Annotated in this window: 22 protein-coding genes and 1 riboswitch; of the genes, 5 read left to right on the top strand and 17 right to left on the bottom strand. The window is 71.6% G+C overall.

The genetic code is table 11. From position 1 onward, the window contains the following. Window positions 1-16: 16 nt before the first annotated feature. The 6 genes from ACFVFQ_RS21225 to ACFVFQ_RS21200 form a co-directional block, all read right to left on the bottom strand. Complete coding sequence (locus ACFVFQ_RS21225; RefSeq protein ID WP_383418255.1) at window positions 17-1,306, bottom strand: DegT/DnrJ/EryC1/StrS family aminotransferase; 1,290 nt, start codon at window positions 1,304-1,306, stop codon at window positions 17-19. Window positions 1,307-1,432: 126 nt separating this feature from the next. Then, window positions 1,433-2,476, bottom strand: a complete 1,044-nt coding sequence (locus tag ACFVFQ_RS21220) for a Gfo/Idh/MocA family protein (protein WP_383418253.1) — start codon at window positions 2,474-2,476, stop codon at window positions 1,433-1,435. A 146-nt stretch (window positions 2,477-2,622) separates the two neighbouring features. After that, window positions 2,623-3,093, bottom strand: coding sequence for an NUDIX domain-containing protein (locus tag ACFVFQ_RS21215; RefSeq protein ID WP_383418251.1), 471 nt, complete (start codon window positions 3,091-3,093; stop codon window positions 2,623-2,625). Beyond that, window positions 3,090-4,388, bottom strand: a complete 1,299-nt coding sequence (locus ACFVFQ_RS21210; RefSeq protein ID WP_383418249.1) for a M28 family peptidase — start codon at window positions 4,386-4,388, stop codon at window positions 3,090-3,092. Before ACFVFQ_RS21210 ends, ACFVFQ_RS21215 begins: the two co-directional genes overlap by 4 nt. A 1,324-nt stretch (window positions 4,389-5,712) precedes the next feature. After that, a complete protein-coding gene (locus ACFVFQ_RS21205) occupies window positions 5,713-5,898 on the bottom strand; it encodes a hypothetical protein (RefSeq protein ID WP_383418247.1) in 186 nt (61 codons plus the stop codon). Window positions 5,899-6,026: 128 nt separating this feature from the next. Further along, window positions 6,027-7,394 (bottom strand): peptidase C39 family protein, encoded by a 1,368-nt coding sequence (locus ACFVFQ_RS21200; RefSeq protein WP_383418245.1) that lies wholly within the window; start codon window positions 7,392-7,394, stop codon window positions 6,027-6,029. A gap of 154 nt (window positions 7,395-7,548) precedes the next feature. Here ACFVFQ_RS21200 and ACFVFQ_RS21195 point away from each other — a divergent pair, with 154 nt between their 5' ends. After that, entirely contained in the window at window positions 7,549-8,157 is a 609-nt protein-coding gene (locus ACFVFQ_RS21195) for a uridine kinase (RefSeq protein ID WP_383418243.1), read from the top strand. Between the two features lie 494 nt (window positions 8,158-8,651). Further along, window positions 8,652-10,553 (top strand): AAA family ATPase, encoded by a 1,902-nt coding sequence (locus ACFVFQ_RS21190; RefSeq protein ID WP_383418241.1) that lies wholly within the window; start codon window positions 8,652-8,654, stop codon window positions 10,551-10,553. A 169-nt stretch (window positions 10,554-10,722) separates the two neighbouring features. Here the strand turns inward: ACFVFQ_RS21190 and ACFVFQ_RS21185 are convergent, their stop codons facing one another. The 10 genes from ACFVFQ_RS21185 to ribD form a co-directional block, all read right to left on the bottom strand. After that, complete coding sequence (locus ACFVFQ_RS21185; RefSeq protein WP_383418239.1) at window positions 10,723-11,985, bottom strand: hemolysin family protein; 1,263 nt, start codon at window positions 11,983-11,985, stop codon at window positions 10,723-10,725. Continuing rightward, entirely contained in the window at window positions 11,982-13,364 is a 1,383-nt protein-coding gene (locus tag ACFVFQ_RS21180; RefSeq protein WP_383418237.1) for a hemolysin family protein, read from the bottom strand. The genes ACFVFQ_RS21185 and ACFVFQ_RS21180 overlap by 4 nt, the downstream gene beginning before the upstream one ends. 179 nt (window positions 13,365-13,543) lie before the next feature. Next, a complete protein-coding gene (locus tag ACFVFQ_RS21175) occupies window positions 13,544-14,008 on the bottom strand; it encodes a PH domain-containing protein (RefSeq protein WP_383418235.1) in 465 nt (154 codons plus the stop codon). Window positions 14,009-14,050: 42 nt separating this feature from the next. Then, window positions 14,051-14,899: an ATP phosphoribosyltransferase gene (hisG, locus tag ACFVFQ_RS21170; protein WP_383418233.1), complete on the bottom strand. Its 849-nt coding sequence runs from the start codon at window positions 14,897-14,899 to the stop codon at window positions 14,051-14,053. A gap of 49 nt (window positions 14,900-14,948) precedes the next feature. Next, window positions 14,949-15,221, bottom strand: coding sequence for a phosphoribosyl-ATP diphosphatase (locus tag ACFVFQ_RS21165; protein ID WP_383418231.1), 273 nt, complete (start codon window positions 15,219-15,221; stop codon window positions 14,949-14,951). A gap of 83 nt (window positions 15,222-15,304) precedes the next feature. Further along, window positions 15,305-15,790, bottom strand: coding sequence for a 6,7-dimethyl-8-ribityllumazine synthase (gene ribH, locus ACFVFQ_RS21160; RefSeq protein ID WP_383418229.1), 486 nt, complete (start codon window positions 15,788-15,790; stop codon window positions 15,305-15,307). Between the two features lie 45 nt (window positions 15,791-15,835). Then, complete coding sequence (locus ACFVFQ_RS21155) at window positions 15,836-17,137, bottom strand: bifunctional 3,4-dihydroxy-2-butanone-4-phosphate synthase/GTP cyclohydrolase II (RefSeq protein ID WP_383418227.1); 1,302 nt, start codon at window positions 17,135-17,137, stop codon at window positions 15,836-15,838. A gap of 94 nt (window positions 17,138-17,231) precedes the next feature. Next, entirely contained in the window at window positions 17,232-17,894 is a 663-nt protein-coding gene (locus tag ACFVFQ_RS21150; RefSeq protein WP_383418225.1) for a nicotinamide riboside transporter PnuC, read from the bottom strand. After that, window positions 17,891-18,526 carry a riboflavin synthase gene (locus tag ACFVFQ_RS21145; RefSeq protein WP_383418223.1) on the bottom strand — a complete coding sequence of 212 codons (636 nt, stop codon included), beginning with the start codon at window positions 18,524-18,526 and terminating at the stop codon, window positions 17,891-17,893. Before ACFVFQ_RS21145 ends, ACFVFQ_RS21150 begins: the two co-directional genes overlap by 4 nt. Continuing rightward, the gene (gene ribD / locus ACFVFQ_RS21140; protein WP_383418339.1) at window positions 18,527-19,621 is read right to left on the bottom strand and encodes a bifunctional diaminohydroxyphosphoribosylaminopyrimidine deaminase/5-amino-6-(5-phosphoribosylamino)uracil reductase RibD; all 1,095 of its coding nucleotides are present in this window, start codon (window positions 19,619-19,621) and stop codon (window positions 18,527-18,529) included. A gap of 184 nt (window positions 19,622-19,805) precedes the next feature. Beyond that, a riboswitch (FMN riboswitch) is annotated at window positions 19,806-19,936 on the bottom strand. 701 nt (window positions 19,937-20,637) lie between these two features. On the opposite strand from ribD, the gene ACFVFQ_RS21135 reads away from it, so the two are divergent. Further along, window positions 20,638-21,840, top strand: coding sequence for an MFS transporter (locus ACFVFQ_RS21135; protein ID WP_383418221.1), 1,203 nt, complete (start codon window positions 20,638-20,640; stop codon window positions 21,838-21,840). Between the two features lie 10 nt (window positions 21,841-21,850). On the opposite strand, the gene ACFVFQ_RS21130 is transcribed toward ACFVFQ_RS21135, so the two are convergent. Next, window positions 21,851-22,336, bottom strand: a complete 486-nt coding sequence (locus tag ACFVFQ_RS21130) for an acyl-CoA thioesterase (protein ID WP_383418219.1) — start codon at window positions 22,334-22,336, stop codon at window positions 21,851-21,853. A 144-nt stretch (window positions 22,337-22,480) separates the two neighbouring features. Between ACFVFQ_RS21130 and ACFVFQ_RS21125 the strand changes: the two genes are divergently transcribed. After that, window positions 22,481-23,875, top strand: a complete 1,395-nt coding sequence (locus tag ACFVFQ_RS21125; protein ID WP_383418217.1) for a uracil-xanthine permease family protein — start codon at window positions 22,481-22,483, stop codon at window positions 23,873-23,875. Between the two features lie 118 nt (window positions 23,876-23,993). After that, window positions 23,994-24,728 carry a DUF5995 family protein gene (locus ACFVFQ_RS21120; protein WP_383418215.1) on the top strand — a complete coding sequence of 245 codons (735 nt, stop codon included), beginning with the start codon at window positions 23,994-23,996 and terminating at the stop codon, window positions 24,726-24,728. Window positions 24,729-24,794: the final 66 nt, after the last annotated feature.

Raw genomic sequence — 24,794 nt, 5'->3', positions numbered from 1 at the left:
TGGTCTGCGGCGCCGGTCAGCCGCTGGCCGCCGCGTGCTCGGCGAGGGCCGTTCGGTGCCGGCCGACCTTCTGGAAGGCTGCGATGTACTGGTCGATCAGGTCCTTGTCGGCGGGCCACTCGGTGAACGTGGGCAGCGACAGGGCCCGCTGCTCCACGAGTTCGGCGACGGAACCAGCTATCGGCGCGTTCGCGGCCTTGGGGATGCCGGGGAACAGCGGGCTCTCGGCACCGGCGTACAGCGGCAGGGTCGACAGCCGGGGCCCGGACGGCGCACCGACCTCCATCCCCTCGGCCCGCAGCGCGCTGATGAGTGCCGTACGGGAGACACCGGGCATCTCCTCCGGGCGGAACAGCGGCTTGTAGCCGTACCAGGCGCCCATGTCCACTTCGTCGTCGATCGGCATGGGTTCGATGTAGTCCACCTCGGCCAGTCGTTCGCCGAAGTAGCCCAGCGCGCTGTGCCGGGCCTGCTTGCGCTCGGGGAAGGCCGCCAGGGAGTGCAACGCCACGATGGCGTTGAACGGCGACATGCGCAGCTTGAGACCGAAGCCGGTCACCCAGTACTGGCGCAGTTCCTGGTCCACGACCTCGTCCCGAGAGCGGTCGCGGTAGTGCCCCAGCAGCGTCGCACGGTCGTGGACCCCGTCGTCGTTGGTGACCAGGATGCCGCCCTCGCCGGCGAACACGGCCTTGTTCGCTTGGAGGGAGAAGACCGCCGCGTCACCGAACGTGCCGCACAGCTTCCCCTTGTACCGGCTGCCGTGGGCGTGCGAGCAGTCCTCCAGGACGCGCAGTCGGTGCTTGTCTGCGATGCGCAGGATGGCGTCCATGTCGCAGGGATGGCCCCACTGGTGAACGACGGTGATCACCTTGGTCCGCTCGGTGAGCGTCCGCTCCAGGCTGTCCGGATCGAGCCCGCGGGTACGGACGTCGATGTCGGCGAGGGCCACCTCGCCGCGCAGCGCGTGCACGGGGCTGAGCGCCGCGTGATAAGTCAGCGCCGGCCCGACCACCTCGACGCCTTCTCGTACCCCCAGGGCGAAATAGGCGGCCAGCAGCGCGCTGGTACCGGAGTTGAAGGTGATCGCCCAGCGGACCTGGTGGTCGAGGAAGGCGCGGAAGGCGTCCTCCAGCTCGCGGACGGGGCCGCTGCTGCCCTTGATGGAGATGTCGTCGTTGCGCTGTGCGGCAAGCGCGGCCAGTTCGCTCTGCTCGGCGCGGGGCGGCCAGATCTCGTGCGGTAGCGGCCGGGAGACGGCCGGGGTACCGCCCAGCAGGGCAAGGCGTTCACCGGTGGATGTCATGCGTACCTCTTGTCTTGTGGCGAAGGGAAGTTGTCCCCCGGCGGAGGGGACGGCGTACGGGTCGTGTCTCCTGGCTGAGGTGTTTGGAAGAGCCGTACGGATGCGGGGCCGTGGCAAGCGGCAGGATCAGGCGCGTACGGCACGGCCGGATGCCGGCCGGACGGCTCGCGCACTCGCCTCGGCAGTGGCATCGGAACTGAGGCCGGCCCCGAGGCCGTTCCCGCTTGCGTCGCTCGCCGGCTGCTCGCGGTAGATCCTGTCGAGCAGCCGCACCGCGGCCAGTTGCCGCTGGATGTGGGATGTGCGGTAGTCGCGATCGTCCAGGTGCCGGAAGTAGTGGGTGAACATGGTGTTCACCGCGGCGTCCTTGGGCTGCTCCGAGACCAGGCGGTAGGCGACCTCACCGTCCGGGGAGTGCAGCGCGGCCTCCTTGGGCGTGACGTTCAGCGCCCCCTCGGTGCCCAGGATCGTCAGCTTCTCGACCTTCTCCAGGTTGTGTCGGGAAATCCGCAGCGAACCCGCGAAGTCCCTTCCCGGGTACGTGAAGTGAAGGCTGGCCAGGTCCTCCAGACGGCGCTCCCGCATTTCCTGGTAGCGGTGCAGAAAAGCCGAGCGCACCTCCGCAGGAGCCGGGAACAGCCCACTGAGCACATCGAGCAGGTGATAGCCCATGTCGAGCAGCACGCCGCCCAGGGCCGCATCGCTCGTCGCCCGCCAACCACGGGTCGGCGAACGCAGGTTGAGGTGGTAGTCGTAGGAAAACCAGTACGGCTTGCCGATCTCAGCCAGATGCTCCTGGGCGAACCCGAACACCGGGTTGAAGCCGCGCTGGACCAGCGTGTAGACGCTGCGGTCGGCATCCGCGACCAGTTTGACCAGTTCCCGCGCCTGTTCCTCGGTGACCGCGAACGGCTTTTCCTTGAGTACGTGCTTGTCGGCGCGCAGCAGTTCGCGGCAGATGGTGAAGTGTTCGCTGTGCGGCACGGTGACCACGGCGACATCGAAGTCGGCTGCGTACAGCGCCTCGTCGAGGCTGGCGTAGCGCGCAAAGCCCCACCGTTGCGCAATCCGCTCGGCGGAGTCGGACGGGTCGACACCGCCGGCGATGTCGCTGTGCCGTTCGATGATGGGGAGGTACTCCTGTCCCTGGTGCCCGGCGAAACCGATCACGAGCGAACGACATCGGGGGCGATTGTTAGGTACCACCACGTGCTTTCCCTCTCTGGCACAGGTGCGGCCGTCAGGCTCCCGCGTATGCAGCGCCGCTGCGAGCGGTGTGGCACTGCGGGCGAGGCGCTGTCCGGGAGTCGCGGCCGTCACAAGCTGTCGCTGATGTCCTTCCGGTGGTGCGCCGGTGTCCGTGCGAGCCAAGCGTGTGCCGCAGTCACCGCGTCCCTGATGAAGGCGCTGCCGCTGCGCCGGACGCTTTCGTCCAGCAACGGGCGGTCGGCCGGTCCGAACCAGGCGTACCGGGGGTGCTTGTCCCGTTCGAGCCGCGGGGCCGACAGGTCGCCGCCGACCTCGACCACGTAGTCGACCTCGGTACGGATGCCTCCGTCGGCCTCCCACGTCCCTTCGGCGACCCGGTGCAGCACCCGGGCCAGCCGCCACCCGGTCTCCTCCGCAATCTCCCGCTGCAACGCGGCCAACGGGCTCTCGTACGCCTCGACATGGCCGCCGACCACGTCCCAGCAGCCGGGGAAGAGCTTGCGGTCGGCGGCGCGCTGTTGCAGGAAGACCCGGTCCCGGGCGTCCACGATCAGGGCGCCTACCACCAGCGCGCTCACCGGGAGCTGTCCGGGCGGGCTTCGGCGAAGTGGTCGAGCGTGGCGAGGAACGCGTTGCCGTGACGGCGGGCGATCCCGGCGTTGAAGTTGGCAGTGCTGTCGCATGCCCTGTGGTAGCAGGGGTCGAAGGCCGCCCCGGCCGTTCCGCCCCAAAGCCGCGCCTGTTTCTGGGACTTGACCTCGTAGGAACCACCGTTCAGGCCGCCGGCGGGGATACCGGCCTTCATGAACGGGGCGTAGTCGGAGCGCCCGTCCAGCTTCCAGGTCTGCGAGCTCTGCCCGGCTGCGGCGAAGGCACGGGCGAACCGTTCGGCGATGGCGGCCGAACCTTTCGGCGGGACGATGCCGCTGCCGGGGTCCGTGTTGACACCGTCCATGACGAACAGCCCGGAGTTGGCTCCGCCGATCATCTCCAGGTTGAGGTAGGCGTCGATGTGCTTGCGCTGCGCGGAGGTGAGGGAGTCGACATAGTGCTGCGAGCCGAGCAGGTCGAACTCCTCCGCGCCCCAGAAGGCGTAGACCAGCTGGTTGCGGGAGTGCTGGGCGCGCTCGGCCCGTTGCAGCGCGGTCTCCAGGAGTACGGACACAGCGGCGCCGTTGTCGTTGATCCCCGCCGTCTCAGGCACCGAGTCCAGGTGCGCACCGGAGATCACCTGGTGCTCCGGGTCCCCGGTCGGGGCACGCGCGATGAGGTTGTGGGTGGTACGCCACTCGGTCAGCGACCGAGCCACCAGGGCGCCGGGGGCGTCGTCCTTCCCGGCACGGACCAGTGCCTCCCCAGTTTGCGGTGACACCCCCGCGACGGGAATCCGCGCTGCGGCCGAGTCCTTGAGCCAGCCGTACACCGGCCCCGGGCCGTCGTTGATGACGATTACCGCGGCGGCCCCTGCCCTGGCCGCGGCATGCTCCTTCTCGTCCGTTGTGCAACCGCCGTTGCGCACCAGGGCAATCCGCCCGGAGACCTCGGCTCCGTCGTAGGCGCTGTCCGTGCACCCCTGCCGTTGTTCCTTCGTCCCCGGCACTGCCGCGAACCGCGCGGTGAGCCCCTTTCCAGGCGTCGAGGGAGAGTACTTGGCGAGCACCACGGGCACTTCCTGGCCCCCGGGCAGTGTCAGCCGCTCCCGCAGGGTCTGGGTGTAGTGGAAGGCGAACGGCTGGCGCTCGACCTGGTACCCCGCCTGCTTGAGCTGGCTCTCGACGTAGTCGAGCGAGGCGGCGTAACCAGGCGTCCCCGACGCCCGGTTACCGTCGTTCGTGTCGGCGATGCGCTGTAGCGCCTCGATATGGCCTGCCACGGCGGTGTCGGAGAGCCCGGGCCTTGCCGCACCCGCCGAGCCGGCAGCCGCCGACGCGGCTGGTTGCGCGAAAGCCACCGAGGAAATCATCGCCATCGGCAATGCAGCAGCAACCATCGAACGAGAACTCACGTGATTCCCCCTACTTCTCTCCGACCCGACGCCGCACCGGATCCCCTTTTCGCATACGAGTGAAAGGGGTCAGCGCGCTCCGCGCATGCCGAGCCCACTTGTCGACGAACCGCCAACTTTCCCCACCCAGGCGATTCCCAAGGGAGGCCGGATCTCGCCAGCAGGCGACCGGAACCGATATAGAAGTTGAATGACAGATCAAAGGTGATGTCACAAGCAACGGGCTCGCTTGGACATCCCCAGGCAATAACAACGTGTTGCGCCTTTGCAACCCCTTGACGCAAAAGAGCGCCCTCAGCCACCCCCTTCAAGCCACCCACCCGGCAGGCCGCAACCGCCTTCAAACCGCCGTGAGCAGCAATCTTGTCCGCCCCACCGTCCCACTTGCCAAAATGTTCATGGCCGACAACCCACCCACATACATTGCCGCAACATTGCCCTCATCTGTCATGAGCACGCATGACAGACGACCAACAGGCCGCCCTTTCAGCTCAAACACTAGACACCCGACCCGTCCGCCGCACCCCGACACCCACCAGGATCCGGAACCCTTAGATCACTTCCTTTTGGACATTCGCCACACTTCCCATCGATCGCACCCCACCCTTTAGACAGGCGTTACTCTTTAGGTAGACGTTGCTGAAAACGTGCCCAGAATTTCGGTCCACCGGCCCGGGTGGTGCGGGATCTGCCCGTCGAGCTGGTCGGCCGGATCCGCGGCGACCCGGTGATGCGCCTACCGAGCCACCCCACGTCTACGGCCTCAAGGGCGAACGCCCGCCCAAGCACGGTCCGGAGCTCCGCTTCGCCAGAACCGAGACGTGGTCCAAGCCCTCCGTGACCACAACCATGGACACCACCAACTACGGACAGGCCGAAGCTCAGACATGGGGAACCTCAGACATGGGCCTGAGTCCACCCGAGACCGACCCACCGCTCGGCCTGGCTGGAGCACAACAGTGAACTCCCCATCGCCGAGGGAACTCTGGTCCCCTTGCAGGTCGAGCACCTCTCCAAGGACCGACAGGTGCCACCGATGTGGCTGTGGCCCTCCGAGGCCGGAGCTACCGCGGCGGACGCGGACCACTGGTGGCAGAAATTCCTCCGCAGGTTCAACCTGAAGCACACCTTCCGGTCATGCACCGGGACGGTGAGCGGACGCGGCGGTTCCACCCGCTGCACCGGCCGACCCTCACGCAGACGGAAGGCGGTGCGCAGCGCCTCGTGGCAGCTGAACCACTTCATCGAGACAGTGCCGCAGCTCCCCTTGGTCCAGCGGCCCGCGCATGCGGGCGGCGCCGGCCACGTTGTAGACGGCCGACGTCGGTGCCAGCCGGTGGAAGAACCAGATCCACTGCTGCGCGAAGGACAACAGCATGGCGGAGCGGTCGTGTGGTGAGCGGCATATCCCCGGCGCGCATGAGGCGATCCCCCACTGGTTCAGCAGGTGGGCGAGCAACCGCTACCGCTCCGCGGTCGGTGTGGCGTTCGGCAGCGACCTGACCGCTACCGGATCCCGAGCTCACGCAGGACTCGGTGCTGACTTGGTGCTGACTCCACCGGAAAGTACAGGTAACACACCCCACCAGACCCGGACTTGACCTGGCCGTTGGCGTCCTTGCGCTTCGTTCGTAGCCAGATGGTCTCGAGCTGGTGGCGTTGGTAGATGCGGCGGACGGCGGGGTCGTTGGGGGAGGCGGGGTCGTTGGCGATGACGTTGCCGGTGGGGGTGAAGCCGATGACGGTCATGAGGTGGCCGGCGGTGCCGTAACCGGCGCCGTCCAGTTCGGACTTGAGGAAGGACTGGGAGGTGATGACGGGGATGCCGGCGTGGACGAGGCGTTCGACGTCGTTGAGGGAGGTCAGGCGGGTGACGATGGCCTGGAGGTCGCGGTAGGTGGCGGCGTAGGCGGCGTTGAAGGGCCAGTTGCCGCAGCCCTTGTACTGGTAGTCGAAGGTGTAGCGGGCGGCGTGGCAGACCTGGGGGTCGGCGTAGCTGGGGTCGACCCAGGCGAGCTGTTCGCGGGTGGGGCGGCGGCCCCAGTGCTCGATGATCATCTCGGAGGAGGTGGGGCTGCACCACGCCTCTCCCCCGTTGTCGTACTCGGGGTACTGACCCTTGTGGATCTCCTGCGAGTAGCGGGGGACGCGGAGTTCGTGGCCGACCAGGCCGGGGGTGGAGGGCGGGACCTCGAAGCGGGCCGGGACGTCGGAGGCCATGGCGCCCAGGCGCCAGACGGTGGGGGTGGCGGTGGTGCCGGGGCGGCACAGGAGGGTGAGGCGGAGCTGGTAGGCGGTGAAGCGGAGGCCGGTGGTGGGGTCGTCGAGGGCGAGGGTGTCGGTGGAGACGGCGCTGCGGCCGTCCTTCTGGTCGTCGACGGAGGTGCGCCGGATGTCGGCGTCGCCGTCGCCGGCGGTCCAGCGGCCCATGACGTACCAGGGGGTGCGGCCGCCGTCGGAGTAGGTGGCGCGCAGTTCCACGGTGATCCAGGTGCCGGGCGGGGTGTGCGCGTTCCAGGAGGCGACGGCCTCGGTGGCGGGCACCGGGAGGCGGTGGACGGGGCTGGTCCAGGTCGCGTATTCCCAGGTGGCGGACTTACCGGTGTGGGGGTCGTGGTAGACGGTGGTGCCGGCGGGGCGGGCGATGCGGATGCCGGGGCGGTGGCCGGCGGCGACGCGGGTGCCGTGGGCGGTGCCCCGGTGCCAGTCGGTGGGGGTGGTCCAGGCGTGGTAGTCCACGGGGTTCGTCGTCCGGGTCGGGGGCGGTGGGGTGGCACGGTGGGGGGCGGCGGTCGCGGGGAGGGGGGTGGCCGCGGCCGCGGCGGCGGCGAGCGCGGCGGCCAGGACGGTGCGCCGGGGTGCGGAGCTGCTCATGAGGTCCCCCTGTCGGACGTCGGACGCGGTCGGGACGTGCGGGGCTGGTGCGAGTGGGCTCAACTATCTCCGTTCCGGGCGGGCTTCGGAAGGCGCTGCGACGCGCGTCGCGCCAGGAACATTGGTGTGGACCACTGATGCGTAGGCTGGTGGAATGACCCCCGGACCCGCCCCCGCCCCGGACCCCGTACTGGCCCCGCTCGCCGCCCGGCTGCACACCCTGCCGCCCTCCTGCGGCCCGGTGCGGCTGATCGCGGTGGACGGGCACGCGGGCTCCGGCAAGAGCACCTTCGCGGCGCGGCTGGCGGCGGCGCTGGGCGGCGCCCCGGTGGTGCACACCGACGACCTGGCGACGCACGAGGAACTGTTCGAGTGGAGCGACCGGTTCCGCGAGCAGGTGCTCGCCCCGCTGTCCCGTGGCGAGACGGCGCACTACGGGGTCTACGACTGGGTGCGCCGGGAGTTCACCGCGGTGCGGGAACTGCCGCCGGCCCCGGTGGTGCTCGTCGAGGGCGTCGGCACCGGGCGGCGCGCGCTGCGGCCGTACGCGGCGTGCCTGCTGTGGATGGAACTGGCGAGCGAGCATTCATGGGAACGAGGTCAACTCCGGGACGGGCCGGGGCAGTCCGCGTTCTGGGATGGCTGGATCCCGGCGGAGCGTGCGCACTTCGCGGCCGATCCGTCCCGACCGCACGCCGATCTCCTGGTGCTCCAGGGGCAGATGGGATACGAGGTACGGGTGGGACCGGCCGGACGGCCGTGAACAGGCCCGGAGTTCACCCTGGGTAGCCGGCCGTGGCTGACACGCCGACAGTCGCCGAACGGGACCCGCCGAGTGCGCCAACTCGGCTTGACCCAGGGGGCGTACAGGACTTACGTTCTGAATGTGCGGTTCTTCGGACCGCCTGCAGACGCGAAGCCCCCGGTTGTTCCCCCGTGATCGGGGGCTTCGTTCTGCGCTCATTCCCTGCGCGACGGCCACCACGGCGCACTTCCCTTACCCAGGGTCACCGCCTTCTTCCCGCCGATGCGCCCCCGTTCACGCCCCCGTTTCCACCTCGTGCGGCCCTCTACGACCTGCACCGACAGCGCAGGTACGATGCGAGTCTGTGCCACCGCAGGACCCGGACCAGAGCGCGTGGCGGGGCAACTCCCGTCCCCCACACACCGGTTCGGCCAGGGCCGGCCGGCCCTGGGAGCGCGGCCCGGCACACGTCCGGTGGTACACCACGGGGGGACGTTTTGTGGGGGGACGGGATGGATGTCGGCACTCAGGGTTCGCCCGCCCCGGCCGAACTCGCCTGGCTGCGCGCGGTGGACGCCTACACCATGGGGGCCTACCCCCAGGCCGAGGAGGAGTTCCGTGCCGCGGTGCGGCTCGACCCGTCGATGGCCGACGCCTGGCTCGGCCTGCACGCGCTGCGCGCCGACACCACCATGGCGCTGCTGCGGATGCACCAGCACCGCGACCGCTTCGGCGAGCAGCGGGCCCGCCACCGACGCGCCCTCAACTCCTGGTACTGGCTGGGCTGGTGGGTCCAACCCGTACTGGAGACCGGCCGCGACCTCCTCCTGGCGCACGCCTCCCACTGGCTCGACGGCCGGCACGTCGCCGAGCTCGACCAGGCGCTGGCCGGCTGCCCGCCGGTGGACACCGACCCCCAGGTGCGGTTCCTGCACGCCTGCCGCGCCTACCTCGTCAAGGACTGGGACCAGCTCGTCCGGCACACCGAACCGCTGCTCGGCGACCCGGTACTGGGCATCGAGGCGGGGCTGTTCGGCGGCATGGCGCGGGTCCGGCTGGAGATGTACGGGCAGGCCGAACCGCTGCTGGCCACCGCGCTGATGCGGTGCCGCAGCGAGCAGCCGCAGCGCAAGGAGCTGCGCTACTGGCTCGCCCGCGCCTACGAGGGCACCGGCCGCAGCGCCGCCGCCCTCCCCCTCTACCGCGCGGTGCACCGCGTCGACCCGACGTTCATGGACACCGCCGCCCGACTGGCCGCCATCGCCGAGGCGGACGGACTGGACGAGGGCGGCGGCCTGGCGACCGTCCCCGTCCAGGGCCCGGCCCAACAGGCCGGCGGCGACCTCGATCCGCTGGCACCGCTGGACCCGGTGGACGGCCGGGAGTTGCTGGTGACCGGCGAGGGGGCCGGGCAGGAGGCGGAGCCGGCGGTGCCACCCACCGAGGACGGCCGCGCGGCCCGCGCCAAGGCCACCGCGCCGGGCCGCTACGGCGCCGACCGGCTGCCCGCCGGGCCGGCCGATCCGGTGCTGCTGGAGAAGGCGCTGGCGGAGCTGGAGCGGATGGTCGGCATGGAGCCGGTCAAGCGTCATGTGCGGGCGCTCTCGGCGCAGTTGCGGATGGCCCGGCTGCGCGCGAGCCAGGGTCTGCCGGTGGCGCCCCCGAAGCGGCACTTCGTCTTCTCCGGGCCCTCGGGGACCGGCAAGACCACGGTGGCCCGGATACTCGGCCGGGTCTTCTACGCGCTGGGGCTGCTCGGCGGCGACCATCTCGTGGAGGCCCAACGGGCGGATCTGGTCGGCGAGTTCCTCGGCCAGACCGCGGTCAAGGCGAACGAACTGATCGACTCGGCGCTGGGCGGCGTGCTCTTCGTCGACGAGGCGTACAGCCTCGCCAACTCCGGCTACAGCAAGGGCGACGCGTACGGCGACGAGGCCCTCCAGGTGCTGCTGAAGCGGGCCGAGGACAACCGCGACCGGCTGGTCGTCATCCTGGCCGGCTACCCCGAGGGCATGGACCGGCTGCTGGCCGCCAACCCGGGCCTGTCGTCGCGGTTCACCAGCCGGGTGAACTTCCCCAGCTACCGGCCGCTGGAACTGACCAAGATCGGCGAGGTGTTGGCCGCGGAGAACGGCGACCGCTGGGACGAGGAGGCCCGCGAGGAGCTGTGCAGCATCAACGGCCATGTCGTCGAGCAGGGATGGATCGACGAACTCGGCAACGGCCGCTTCCTGCGCACCCTTTACGAGAAGAGCTGCGCCTACCGCGATCTGCGGCTGTCCACCTGGCAGTCCACCCCGTCCCGGGACGACCTCGCCACGCTCCGCCTGCCGGACCTGATGCAGGCGTACGGCGAGGTGCTCTCGGGCCGCGGCCCGGACCCGCAGGCGCCGCCACACGAGCTGGACCTGTAGGCCGGAGCCGGCGGGCAACTGGCCTGGTGGGAGCACCGGAACGGACGCGGCCAGGGGGAGCGCGGGAACCGGCGCCGCCGGTGAGGGCACAGGAACGGATGCGGGGCGCGCCGGTGGTCCCGGCGCGCCCCCTTCACGTCCCGCACCTCGCGCGGTCGCTCGGCACCGCTCAGCTCGCCAGCGCGGGGTTCTCGGCCGCCGAAGGCGCGCCCTCGCGCGCCTCGTCCGACTCATGCGGCCCACGCGGCTCCCGCGGCTCGGTCAACTCGTGCACCTCGCCGCACCGCTCGCCCGGATCGCCAGCCTCGTCGGCCTCGTCTGCCTCGTAGGCCCGGTCGGCCTCCGTACCGGCCGCGGCCCCCGAAGGAACCACCGCCACCGAAGTGGCCGTCGCCGCCGGCTCCGTCCGGTGCGCCGGGTCGCGGACCTCGCCGACCAACATCTCCAGGACATCCTCCAGCGCGACCAGGCCGAGCACCCGCCCGGTGGCGTCGGCGACCGACGCGAGGTGCGAGGCGGCCCGGCGCATCGCCGTCAGGGCGTCGTCCAGGGGCAGTTCGGCGCGGAGCGTGGCCATCGGGTGCCAGAACCGCTGCGGCACCGCCCGGTCCCGTTCCTCCAGGTCCAGGACGTCCTTGACGTGCAGATAGCCCATGTAGGCGCCGCCCGGCGCACACACCGGGAAGCGGGAGTAGCCGGTCCGCACGGTCAGCTCCTCCACCTGCCGGGGCGTTACCGTCGGTTCGACGGTGATCAGCCCGGCGGGGTCCAGGAGCACATCGGTGACCGGGCGGCTGCCGAGCTCCAGGGCGTCGGAGAGCCGCTCCTGCTCGACCGGGTCGAGCAGCCCCGCCTGGCCGGAGTCCTCGACGAGGTGGGTGAGTTGCTCGCTGGTGAAGACCGCCTCGACCTCGTCCTTGGGCTCGACGCGGAAGAGCCGCAGCACCCCGCGGGCCAGCGCGCCGAGCAGCGCGGTGACCGGGCGGCAGAGCCGGGCGAAGGCGACCAGCCCGGGGCTGAACCACAGGGCGGTCTTCTCCGGCGCGGCCATCGCGAGGTTCTTCGGGACCATCTCGCCGATGACCAGGTGGAGGAAGACCACCAGGGCCAGGGCGATGGCGTAGCCGAGCGGGTGGATGAGGGCGGCCGGCAGCCGGACGGCCGCGAAGGCCGGCTCCAGCAGGCGGGCGACGGTCGGTTCGGCGACCGCGCCGAGGGTCAGGGAGCAGATGGTGATGCCGAACTGGGCGGCGGCCATCATCTGCGGCAGGTTCTCCAGGCCGTGCAGGACCCGGCGGGCCCGTTTGGAGCCCATGACGGCGAGCGGTTCGATCTGGCTGCGGCGGACCGACACCAGGGCGAACTCGGCGCCGACGAAGAAGCCGTTGGCGAGCACGAGCAGGACGGCGAAGAGGAGTTGGGCCACGGTCATCGGGCCACCTCCGCACCGGCCGCGACCCGCTCCCTGGCGGCCGCCTCGGGAACCGCGGGAGCCGCGGGCGCCGCGGGCGCCAGCCGGACCAGTCGTATCCGCTCGGCGCGGTGGTGCGAGACCAGCCGCACCCGCAGCCGCCAGCCGTCGAGTTCCGCGGTGTCGCCCGGGGCCGGAATCCGGCCGAGTATGTGCGCGACCAGTCCCGCGACGGTCTCGTACGGGCCCTCGGGGGCGGACAGGCCGATTCGGCGCAGGGTGTCGACCCGGCAGCCGCCGTCGGCGTCCCACGCGGGCCGGCCGTCCTCCGGCGGGGCCTGGCCGAGCTCGGGCAGGTCCACCCGGTCGTGCTCGTCGCGGACCTCGCCGACGAGTTCCTCGATGATGTCCTCCAGGGTCACCACGCCGGCGGTGCCGCCGTACTCGTCGACGACCACGGCGATCGGCTGCTCGCTGCGCAGCCGCTCCAACAGCGGCTGCACCGGCAGCGTCTCGGGGACCAGCAGCGGCGCCACCGCGATCCGGGCCGCCGGGACGCGCAGCCGCTCCTCGGTGGGGACCGCCAGGGCGTCCTTGAGGTGCACCATGCCGACGATCTCGTCGAGCCGGGTGCGGTAGACGGGGAAGCGGGAGAGGCCGGTGGCGCGGGTGAGGTTGACGACGTCCTCGGCGGTGGCGTTCGCCTGGAGGGCGCTGACCCGGACGCGGGGCGTCATCACGTTCTCCGCGGTGAGGTCGCCCAGCGAGAGGGTGCGGACGAAGAGGTCCGCGGTGTCCTGCTCGATCGCCCCGGCCCGGGCCGAGTGCCGGGCCAGCGAAACCAGTTCGCCGGGGGTGCGGGCGGAGGCGAGCTCGTCGGTGGGCTCCACGCCCAGGGCGCGGACCAGCCGGTTGGCGACGGTGTTCAACAGCGTGATCACCGGCCGGAAGAAGCGGGAGAAGGCGTTCTGCGGACCGGCGACGACGCGGGCGACCTGGAGCGGCTTGGAGACCGCCCAGTTCTTGGGCACCAGTTCGCCGACGACCATCTGGACGGCGGAGGCCACCAGCATGCCGATGACCACCGCGATGCCCGGTATGGCGCCCTCGGGCAGCCGGAGGGCGCGCAGCGGGTCGGAGAGCAGCTCGGCCAGCGCCGGCTCGGCGAGCATGCCGACCACCAACGAGGTGATGGTGATGCCGAGTTGGGTGCCGGAGAGCTGGAAGGAGAGTTCCCGCAGTGCGGAGACGACGGTGCCGGCCCGGCGGTCGCCCTCGGCCGCGGCCCGTTCGGCGTCCGCCTTCTCGACGGTGACGAGTCCGAACTCGGCGGCCACGAAGAAGCCGTTGGCGAGGATCAGCGCGAGTGCCGCAAGGAGGAGCAGCAGGGGGCCGGTCATGCCGCCGCCTCCGTCGTATGCGGGGGTTCGGGAGGGGCGGCGCAGGTACTACAGGACGATCCGTCCATTGCCGGAGGGAGTCACTCCTCGGGTCGTTGGGTTCCCCTCTGCGGGGACGGGGCGCGGGCGCGCCCCGGAGAACAGAGTAAACAGCGGGGCCGGCGTCAGGGCCAGGGTCATCAGTCCGTGTGGTCGACGGCACCGTGCCGCTCGACGAGGTCGCGCAGCGCCCTGGCGTCGCGGATGGCCTGCTCCCGGGCGATGCCGGGCTGGATGCCCATCGCGGGCAGGCTGGTGCCGTCGGCGAGGTCCAGATGGACCCAGGGGTCGCCGGCGCGGAGGTTGACGCGCAGCACCTGGGCCCAGGCCAGGTCGCGCCGGGTGGTGAGGTTGACGATCCGCACGCCCTCCGGCTGGGCGACCACCTTGGGGCGGCTGAGCAGCATCAGGACGGCGCCCACCAAGACACCGGTGGCCACGAAGCTGATCCGCTCCCCGCCGCTCAACTCCGGCAGCAGCAGCGCGATCGCCACGAGGGCGGCGAGTTGGGCGATGCCGACGGTGTACAGGACGGCCCGGGTGCGGGTCGGCCGGAAGGTCACCGGGAGGTCGGGCAGGGCGGCGGGGGACGCGGGCGCGGACACGGGTCGTCTTCCGTCAGGTGGTGTGGGCGGGGCGGTGGGTGATCAGAGCCGGCAGGCGTGGATACCGGTGGTCAGGATCGCGCGGGCGCCGAGGTCGTAGAGCTCGTCCATGATCCGCTGGGCGTCCTTGGACGGGACCATCGAGCGGACCGCCACCCAGCCCTCGTGGTGCAGCGGGGAGACGGTCGGGGACTCCAGGCCCGGCGTGAGCGCCACGGCCTTCTCGACCTGGTCGACGCGGATGTCGTAGTCCATCATCACGTACCGGCGGGCCACCAGGACGCCCTGCATCCGGCGGAGGAACTGACGGACCTTGGGGTCGTCGTCCGGGGCGCCGGTGCCGCGGATGACCACGGCCTCGGACCTGAGGATCGGCTCGCCGATGATCTCCAGTCCGGCGTTGCGCAGGGTGGTGCCGGTCTCCACGACGTCGGCGATGATCTCGGCGACGCCGAGCTGGATGGCGGTCTCCACCGCGCCGTCGAGGTGGACGACGGAGGCGTCCACGCCGTTGTCGGCCAGGTGCTTGGTGACCAGGCCGGAGAAGGAGGTGGCGATGGTCATGCCGCCGAAGTCGGCCACGTCCTTGGCCGTGCCCGGGCGGGTGGCGTAGCGGAACGTGGAGCCGGCGAAGCCGAGCTGGAGGATCTCCTCGGCCGGCGAGCCGGAGTCCAGCAGCAGGTCCCGGCCGGTGATGCCGATGTCGAGCTTGCCCGAGCCGACGTAGACCGCGATGTCGCGGGGGCGCAGGAAGAAGAACTCGACCTCGTTCTCGGCGTCGACCAGGACCAGCTCCCGACGGTCCTTGCGCTGGCGGTAGCCGGCCTCATGGAGCATCGCCGACGCAGGCTCGGACAGTGAACCCTTGTTGGGGACAGCGATGCGCAGCATGACAGCGAATTCCTTTACGGCTGGGAGAGTTGGGGATTGCGGGGGGGGTTCAGAGGTGGGCGTAGACGTCGTCGAGGGAGATGCCCTTGGCGACCATCATCACCTGAAGGTGGTAGAGGAGCTGGGAGATCTCCTCGGCGGCGGCGTCGTGCGACTCGTGCTCCGCGGCCATCCAGACCTCGGCGGCCTCCTCGACGATCTTCTTGCCGATGGAATGGACGCCGGACTGCACCAGCTCGGCGGTGCGGGAGGTGGCCGGGTCGCCGCTGGCGGCCTTCTGCTGGAGCTCGGCGAAGAGCTCCTCGAACGTCTTCTTGGACATGATGTCGCCTACCCTACGCGGTGATGTCACAGTGGCGCGCAGCGCCTCGACCCAAGGGCGGTGGCGGGTGACGGGCGGGCCGGTCAGCGCCAGGGCTCGGCGACGGTGCGGAGCGTGGCGGCGGTGGCGACCGCGGCGGTGACCGCCTCGTGGCCCTTGTCCTCGACCGACCCGGGCAGGCCGGCGCGGTCCAGCGCCTGCTCCTCGGTGTCGCAGGTCAGCACGCCGAAGCCGACCGGCACGCCGGTGTCCACCGAGACCTGGGTCAGGCCCTGGGTGACGCCCTGGCAGACGTAGTCGAAGTGCGGGGTGCCGCCGCGGATGACGACGCCGAGCGCGACCACCGCGTCGTAGCCGCGGCCGGCCAGGACCTTGGCGACCACCGGGAGTTCGAAGGTGCCGGGCACCCGCAGCAGCGTCGGCTCGTCGATGCCCAGTTCCGACAGGGCCCGCAGCGCGCCGTCCACCAGGCCGTCCATGACCTTCTGGTGCCACTGCGCGGCGATTACGGCCACCCGCAGGTCGCCACAGTTCTTCACGGACAGTTCGGGTGCGCCCTTGCCGCTCATGCTTCTCCTCTTACGGGTGGTGGTGTGGGGTCCGGCTGACGGTCGTCACTGGTTGCCGCAGGGGCCGGCCGCGGCGGGGTCGGCGGTGCCGTCCAGCCAGGGCAGGTCGTGCCCCATCCGGTCGCGCTTGGTGCGCAGGTACCGCAGGTTGTGCTCGCCGGCCTGGACGGGCATCGGCTCGCGGCCGATGACGGTGAGGCCGTGCCGCACCAGGGCGTCGGTCTTGTCGGGGTTGTTGGTCAGCAGCCGCAGCGAGCGGACGCCGAGGTCGGCGAGCATCCGGGCGCCGGCGCCGTAGTCGCGGGAGTCGGCGGGCAGCCCCAGTTCGAGGTTGGCGTCGAGGGTGTCCCGGCCGTTCTCCTGGAGCTCGTAGGCGCGCAGCTTGGACAGCAGGCCGATGCCGCGCCCCTCGTGGCCGCGGAGGTAGACCACCACGCCGCGGCCGGCCTGGCTGATCCGGCGCAGCGACGCCTCCAGTTGGGGGCCGCAGTCGCAGCGCAGCGAGTGGAAGACGTCCCCGGTCAGGCACTCGGAGTGGACCCGGACCAGGACGTCCTCGCCGTCGCCGAGGTCGCCGGCGACCAGGGCGATGTGCTCGACGCCGTCGACCGTGGAGCGGTAGCCGTGGGCGGTGAACTCGCCGAAGGCGGTGGGGAGTCGGGTGGTGGCCTCGCGGCGGACGGTGGGCTCGGCGGAGCGCCGGTAGGCGATCAGGTCCTCGATGGAGATGATCGACAGGCCGTGCTTGCGGGCGAACGGGACGAGCTCGGGCAGCCGCAGCATGGTGCCGTCCTCGCCGGCGATCTCGACGATGGCGGCGGCGGGGCGCAGTCCGGCCAGCCGGGCGAGGTCCACGCCGGCCTCGGTGTGGCCGTTGCGGACCAGGACGCCGCCGGGCTTGGCGCGCAGCGGGAAGATGTGGCCGGGCCGGACGAAGTCGCCGGGAGTGGAGTCGCCGGAAGCCAGCAGGCGCAGGGTGGTGGCGCGGTCGGCGGCGGAGATGCCGGTGGAGACGCCGTGCGCGGCGGTGGCGTCGACGGAGACGGTGAAGGCGGTCCGCATCGACTCGGTGTTGTGCTCGACCATCTGCGGCAGGTCGAGCCGGTCCAGCTCGGGGCCCTCCATGGGGGCGCAGATCAGGCCGCGGCACTCGCTCATCATGAACGCGATGATCTCGGGGGTGGCCTTCTCGGCCGCGACGATCAGGTCGCCCTCGTTCTCGCGGTTCTCGTCGTCGACCACGACGACCGGCCGGCCGGCGGCGATGTCGGAGACGGCCCGCTCGACCGGGTCCAGGGTGAGGTCGTCGGACTCGACCTCGGCGTACCAGCTCTGCAGTGCGGTCATGCTCCAACTCCCTTGATCGCTTCTGTGCCCGTACGGCGCCGAGGCGCACCTCTCGTTGCTGTCACGTGCAGCCCGGCGGCCGCAGGTGCGTCGCTCACAGCAGGGCTCCTTCCAGTGCGGGGCTCTCCTCGACATCGGCGGCCCGCGAGCGGAGCCACCAGTCGCGCATGCCCCATGCGACGAGGGCGAGGTAGACGACGTAGACGAGGCCGGAGAAGGCCAGGCCGCTGCTGAAGGCGAGCGGGACGCCGACCACGTCGACCAGGAGCCAGGCGAACCAGAACTCGACCAGCCCGCGGGCCTGGGCGACCATCGCGGCGAGCGTGCCGACGAAGATGTACGCGTCCGGCCAGGGGTTCCAGGACAGCTGCGGGACCAGGGTGAACAGCCCGCCGACGGCGAGCGTGCCGACGGCGGTGCCGCCGATCAAGAGCCCGCGCTCGCGCCAGGTGGCGAACCGGACGGCGATCGAGCCGTCCTGGGCCTGCCGGCGGCCGCGCTGCCACTGCCGCCAGCCCCACAACGCCACCCCGATGACGAGCAGTTGCTTGCCGACGCCACCGCTGAGGTGGGCGGAGGCGTAGGCGGCGACGAGGATGACGCCGGAGAGGAACTGGGCCGGCCAGGTCCATATCGAGCGCCGCCAGCCGAGCGCCAGGGCGGCCAGGCCGACGGTGTTGCCGATCATGTCGGACCAGATGACGCGCTGCCCGAAGGCCGTGAACGCCGGGCCGTTGAGCCAGTCCAGGACGCTCACCGGTCCGTCCCCTGAAGCTCCGCGAGGTCGCCCGCGCCCGTGCCGCCCCGGCCGAGCAGCCGCTCGACGTACTTGGCGAGCACGTCCACTTCGAGGTTGACGGGGTCGCCGGGCTGTTTGATGCCGAGGGTGGTCAGGGCGAGGGTGGTGGGGATGAGGCTGATGGTGAAGTGGTCGTCGGCGGCGTCGACGACGGTGAGGCTGACACCGTCGACGGTGATGGACCCCTTCTCGACGACGTAGCGGGCGAGTTGGGCGGGCAAGCCCACCTTCACCAACTCCCAGTGCTCGCCGGGCGTGCGCGCAAGGATCGTGCCCGTGCCGTCGACATGGCCCTGGACGAGGTGTCCGCCGAGCCGGCCGCCCAGCGCCATCGGGCGCTCCAGGTTGACCCGGGAGCCGGGGACCAGCGCGCCGAGGCTGGAGCGGTTGAGGGTCTCGGCCATCACATCGGCGGTGAACTCGCCGCCGCCGGTGTCCACCACCGTCAGACAGACGCCGTTGACGGCGATCGAGTCGCCGTGCTTGGCGTCCTCGGTGACGACGGGGCCGCGCAGGCGGAAGCGGGAGGAGTCGCCGAGGCTCTCGACGGCGACGACCTCACCCAGTTCTTCGACGATTCCGGTGAACACTCAGTTCTCCTCGGTGCGAGCGTGGCGATTGGGGACGGCGGTGATGCGCAGATCGGGGCCGAGGCGGGCGGCATCGGTCACATCGAGCCGCAACGCCTCGGTGAGGGTGGTGATTCCGGCCTCGCCGACGGCGGCCGGGCCGGCGCCGAGCAGCACCGGCGCGAGATAGCCGACGACCTTGTCGACGGCCCCGGCGGCGAGGAAGGCCCCGGCGAGCGTGGGCCCGCCTTCGAGCAGCACGGACCGCACACCGCGGGCCGTCAGGGCCCGGAGCAGGGCGGGGATGGACAGGCCGCGGCCCTCGGGCGCGCGCGGCAACCGGACGATCGGCGCGAGCCCTTCGAGGTGGGCGGCGTCCGCGTCCTCGGCGACCGCGATCAGGGTCGGGGCGGTCCCGTCCAACACCCGGGCGCCGGCCTTGACCACGCCGGCATCGGAGTCGAGGACCACCCGCAGCGGCTGGCTGACCTCGTCGTCCGCGAGCCCGGCGATCCGCGCGCCGAGGTGCGGATCGTCCGCGCGGGCGGTGCCGGAGCCGACCACGACCGCGTCCGCGGCGGCCCGCAGCCGGTGCACATCGGCCCGCGACTCGGGCGAGGAGATCCACCGGCTGGTGCCGTCGGCGGCGGCGATCCGGCCGTCCAGGGTGGCCGCGTACTTCCACAGCACGAACGGGCGGCCGCGCAGCACCGACGTCAACCACGCCTCGTTGCCGGCCGCGGCCTCGTCGGCGAGCAGCCCGCCCTCGACGTCGACGCCGGCCTCGGCCAGCGTCAGCGCGCCGCCGGTGGCGGTGGGGTTGGGGTCGGACACGGCGTAGACGACCCGCGCGATGCCGGCGTCGATCAACGCCTGGGCACACGGCCCCGTACGCCCGGTGTGGTTGCAGGGCTCCAGGGTGACCAGCGCGGTCCCGCCCCGGGCCCGCTCGCCCGCGGCGCGCAGCGCGTGCACCTCGGCATGCGGCCCACCGGCCCGCTGGTGCCAACCCTCGCCCACGATGCCGCCCGCGGAATCCAGGACGACGCAACCGACGACCGGGTTCGGGCTGGTGTGACCGAGGCCGCGGGCGGCGAGCTCGATGGCCCGGCGCATCGCCGCGATCTCTACGGGGGCTTCGGTGGCCACCGGGTCCTCCTGCCTCTTCGGGCACGGACTCCGGGGCTGTCGAAAACGACAGGAGCGGACGCGACACACGACGACACCGGTACCGAAAGGCGCGGCCCTGCCCGAAAACCTCGGACGCGCCGCCAACGGCGGTGTACATCGAGCTCGCCCGCCGCGCACTGCCTCCCATCCGGACTTTCACCGTCGGTGCAGGAATTCCACCTGCTCAACCGGCCGCTGGCTGCGGACGGGTCGCGGACTGTTACCGCCGGTTCGGAATTACACCGACCCCGGAGTGCGCTGCTGCTTATGCCTGTACGCGCCCAGTGTGCCATGGGGGGTGGGGGCGGGGTGGGCTGGGGGTTGTGGCCTCCCTCACGTTTCGGCCTGGCGGCCGGTTGGTTCCCACGTTGTTGGCTTTCCCGCCGTGCGGGGTGCGGTTGTTTGCGCCTTGCGGCGCGGGCTTGTTGTTCGCCTTTCCGCTGCGCGGGGCGGGCCGATTTGTGTCCGCTGCGCGGGGCTGTCGGGGTGCGGTGACGGGTCTCCGGGGGCGGTAGGCCAGACTGCTTCGCTTTACGTCTGGCCTACCGCCCCCTCCGACCCGTCTCCTCCCGTGGGTGGGTGGAAAACCAGGTGAGTTGGGGCTGATCCTTGTGGTCCCCTGACGGCCGTGGCCCGGTGTGACTGGGCTGCCGGTCCTCTTACGGTCACCGCCCGGTGGCTGGGGCCGCCTGTCTTCTGACGGTCGCCACGCAGACTCACGCGTCGTCCTCGTCCGCTGACGGTCACCACTCAACCCAGCGGCCCGAGTTGACCCACCGGGCGGTCGCGGCACCCACCGTTGTTTACCCACCCCCACGGGAGGGGACGGGCCGGAGGGGCGGGGTGCCAGACGTAAAGCGAAGCAGTCTGGCACCCCGCCCCGGAGGCCCGTCACCGCACCCCGACAGCCCCGCGCAGCAGGCGCGAAGAACAGCAACCCACACGGAGGGAAAGCCAACAACGTGGGAAGCCAGCCAAGCGCAGCGTCCCGTTGGGCGATAGCCGCGGTCTTCCTCGTGCACGGCTCGGTCACCGGCAACTTCGCCACCCGCATCCCCTGGATCCAGGACCACACCCAGATTCCGCCCGGTCAACTCGGCCTGGCCCTGGCCTTCCCCGCCATCGGCGCATCGCTGGCCATGCCGTTGGCCGGGCGGATCAGCCACCGCCTCGGCACCCGCACCGCGTTGCGCGTGCTGCTCACGCTGTGGACGCTCGCCCTGGCCCTGCCCGCCCTCTCCCCCGACCTGTTCGTGCTCTGCGGCGCGCTGTTGGTCTACGGCGCGACCTCGGGCACGGCGGACGTGGCGATGAACGCGCTGGGCGTGGAGACCGAGGACCGGCTGGGTCGGCCGATCATGTCGGGGCTGCACGGGATGTGGAGCGTGGGCGCGCTGCTCGGCTCGGCGGCCGGCACCGTCGCCGCGCACGCCGGTACCGACGCCCGGCTCCATCTCGCCGGCGCCGCCCTGGTGTTGACCCTGCTCGGCGCGCTCGCCTGCGGGGGCGTACTGGATCTGCGCAGCGCGCCCGAGGAGCATCCGCCGCCGCGCTTCGCGCTCCCGCCGCGGTCGGCGCTGGTCATCGGCGCCGTCGGGTTCTGCGCGGTGTTCGCCGAGGGCGCCTCGCTGGACTGGTCGGCGGTCTACCTCCGCGACCGGCTGGGCACCGACGCGGGGTTGGCGGCCGCGTGCACCACCGCGTTCTCCTGCACGATGGCCCTCGCCCGGCTGGCCGGGGACCGGATGGTGGCGCGTTTCGGTCCGGCCCGCACGGTCCGGGCCGGCGGGGTGCTGGCCACCGCCGGCGGGCTGTTGATCGTCACCGCGGGCCGGCCGGCCTGGGCGATGGCCGGCTTCGGACTGGTGGGGTTGGGGATCGCGGTGGTGGTCCCGCTGGCGTTCGCGGCGGCCGCGCGCAGCGGCCCGGCGCCCAGCCAGGCCATCGCGGGGGTGGCCACCATCGCCTACACCTCGGGGCTGATCGCCCCCTCGGCGATCGGCGGGATCGCCCAGGCGACCTCGCTGACCGGATCGTTCGTGCTGGTGACGACGCTGGCCTTCGGGCTGGTGGCGGGGGCCCGGGTGCTGCGGATGCCGGCCCGGACGGCCTGCGCGGGCGCCCCGGCCGGCGCCGAACGCGGCAGCGACCTGGAGCGCTCCTGACCGCGGCGGCTCAGGCCGCGTCGACCCCGGTGCCCTCCTGGGCCGGCCGCAGCAGGTCCGTGGCTATCGCGCGGGCCCGCTCCGACCACGGGGTGGGGCGCAGCGTCTGCGGGTCGACGCGGACCAGCACCCGGTGGCCGTACGCGTGGGTCTCGGTGCCGTCGGCGGAGCAGATCCTGAAGCCGTAGGTGAGGCCGGTGCGGCCGAGGCGCTCGACCCACAGGTGCGCGGCGTAGTGGCCGGCGCGGGTGAGCGGGCGCTCGTAGGAGACCTTCATCTCCTTGATGACGTTGCACATGTCACCGGCGGCGGCCCAGTCGCCGTCGAATTCGTAGCCGAAGCCGTGCCAGTACTCAGCCCAGGCGCGCTCGGCCAGCAGCGGGTAGCGGGAGTTGTGGAGCATGCCGAGCGCGTCGAGGTCGTCGAAGTGGACGGTGACGGGGACCAGTTGACCGTAGTCGACGGGTCCGACGGTCTGGAGGGGTTCGACGCTCACGGGTGGTGCTCCTGGGGTTTACGACGGGATGTTCGGGGCGCGCGGGGCCGGCCGGGCCGGCGCGACGAGCCCGAGCCATCGTAAGCGGCTGCTTAGAATGCTTTGCGTCCCCCCGTGAAGAACACCTGAACAACTGGAGCAGTCATGGGCCTCGGCGTGCGCTGGACCGTGCATGGCGACGGGCGCAATCCGGCCCCTGGTGCCGTGGTCAGACCGGACGAGCGGCTGTCGTGGCCGCGCACGATCGGCCTCGGTGCGCAGCACGTCGTCGCGATGTTCGGGGCGAGTTTCGTCGCCCCCGTCCTCATGGGGCTCGACCCCAACCTCGCGATCATGATGTCCGGCGTCGCGACCGTCATCTTCCTGCTGGCCACCCGCGGGCGGGTGCCGTCCTACCTCGGCTGCTCGCTCTCCTTCGTCGGGGTGGCGGCCGTCATCCGGGCGCAGGGCGGCACCAGCGCCACGGTCACCGGCGCGGTGCTGGTGGTCGGGGTGGTGCTGTTCCTGATCGGGCTGGCCGTGCAGCGGTTCGGGGCGCGGATCATCCACGCCGCGATGCCGCCGGTGGTGACGGGTGCCGTGGTGATGCTGATCGGCTTCAACCTGGCGCCGGTGACGGCGAGCACGTACTGGCCGCAGGACCAGTGGGTGGCGCTGCTGACCATGCTGTTCACCGGGCTCGCCGTGGTGTGCCTGCGCGGCTTCTGGTCCCGGATCGCGATCTTCCTGGGGCTAGTCTTCGGCTACGCGATCTCCTGGGTCTTCGACCGGGCCTTCGGGATGATCCACTCCCTCAACGGTGCGGGGAAGGTGACCGACCACTGGCGACTGGACTTCTCCGCGGTCGGCAAGGCCGACTGGATCGGCCTGCCGTCCTTCCACGGGCCCAGCTTCCACTGGTCGGCGGTCCTGGTGGCGCTGCCGGTCGTGATCGCCCTGGTCGCGGAGAACGCCGGACACGTCAAGGCGGTCGGCGAGATGACCGGCGACCCGCTCGACGACAAGCTGGGCACCGCGATCTCCGCGGACGGCGCGGCCTCGGTCCTCTCCACCGCGCTGGGCGGCCCGCCGAACACCACCTACTCCGAGAACATCGGCGTGATGGCGGCGACCCGGGTCTACTCCACCGCGGCCTACTGGGCGGCGGCCGGCTTCGCGCTGCTCTTCGGACTCTGCCCGAAGTTCGGCGCCGTGGTGGCCGCGATCCCCGGCGGGGTGCTGGGCGGCATCACCGTCATCCTCTACGGCATGATCGGCCTGCTGGGCGCCCAGATCTGGGTGCACAACAAGGTGGACCTGCGCAATCCGCTCAACCTCGTCCCGGTCGCCGCGGGCATCATCATCGGCATCGGTGGCGTCGGCCTGCACCTGACCAGCACCTTCGAGCTCAGCGGGATCGCCCTCGGCACCATCGTGGTGCTCACCGGCTACCACGCCCTGAAGGCCCTGGCCCCCGCCCACCTCAAGGAGCAGCGCCCGCTCCTGGACGAGGGCACCTCGGCGTACGACCGGCCGGAGGGGGCGGAAGGGAAGCAGTAACGGCCGGGCCGGTCGGGCGGAAAGAGCCTCAAGACGGCGCGCCGCCCGTTACCCCGTTCCGGGCAACTCGCCATGTTCGTCCGCATATTTCGGGGCAATTCGCTGCCACGCTGACCGGATGACGACCCTTCAGCAGCACGGCGGTGGCGGCCCGCACCACGCCACCGCCACACAGCCCACCACCCCGCCGACCGCGGGCGTGGCACACGTACTGGAACGGATGCGGGCACTGGACCGCGCGCTCCCCGCCGACGACGGGGTGGCCGTCTTCAACCGCGTCTACCTGACCGTCACCGAGGCCGTCGCCCAACGGGTGGGGGACGGCACCTTCGCCGACCCGAAGGCCACCGGCGAACTCGACGTCCAGTTCGCCCACCGCTACCTCACCGCGGTCGACGCGGACGCCACCGGACTGCGGCCGCCGGCCTGTTGGCGGCCGCTGTTCCAGCTGCGCCGCCACCCCCGGATCCGTCCGCTCCAGTTCGCGCTGGCCGGCATCAACGCGCACATCGGCCACGACCTCGCGCTGGCCGTCGTGGACACCTGCCGAGCCCTGGAGTGCGAACCGCCCGCCCTGGAGGGCGACTTCGACCGCATCGGCACCGTCCTGACCGGCCTGGAGGAGGGCATCCGGGAGACCCTGATGCCCGGCCCCGACCTCCTGGACATCGCCGATCCGCTCACCCACCTCATCGGTTCCTGGAGCCTGACCAAGGCCCGCGACGGCGCCTGGGCCGCGGCCCGGATGATGTGGGGCGTCCGCCGATTCCCGGAGCTGGTCGAGGAGTTCGCCGACCGCCTGGACGCGAGCGTGGGCCTGATCGGGCGCTGCCTGCTGACACCCCTTGGGTAGCCAGGGAGGCGCACGGGCGGGCGACGCGCCGCGGCCGCTGCCGAGGCGTTCCGCTTCCGGGCGACC

Origin of the sequence: Streptomyces sp. NPDC057743 (assembly GCF_042798755.1) — a bacterium.
Lineage (GTDB): Bacteria > Actinomycetota > Actinomycetes > Streptomycetales > Streptomycetaceae > Streptomyces.
Note: the sequence above shows the minus strand (reverse complement) of the source record. Positions and strands in the feature narration are given on the sequence as shown.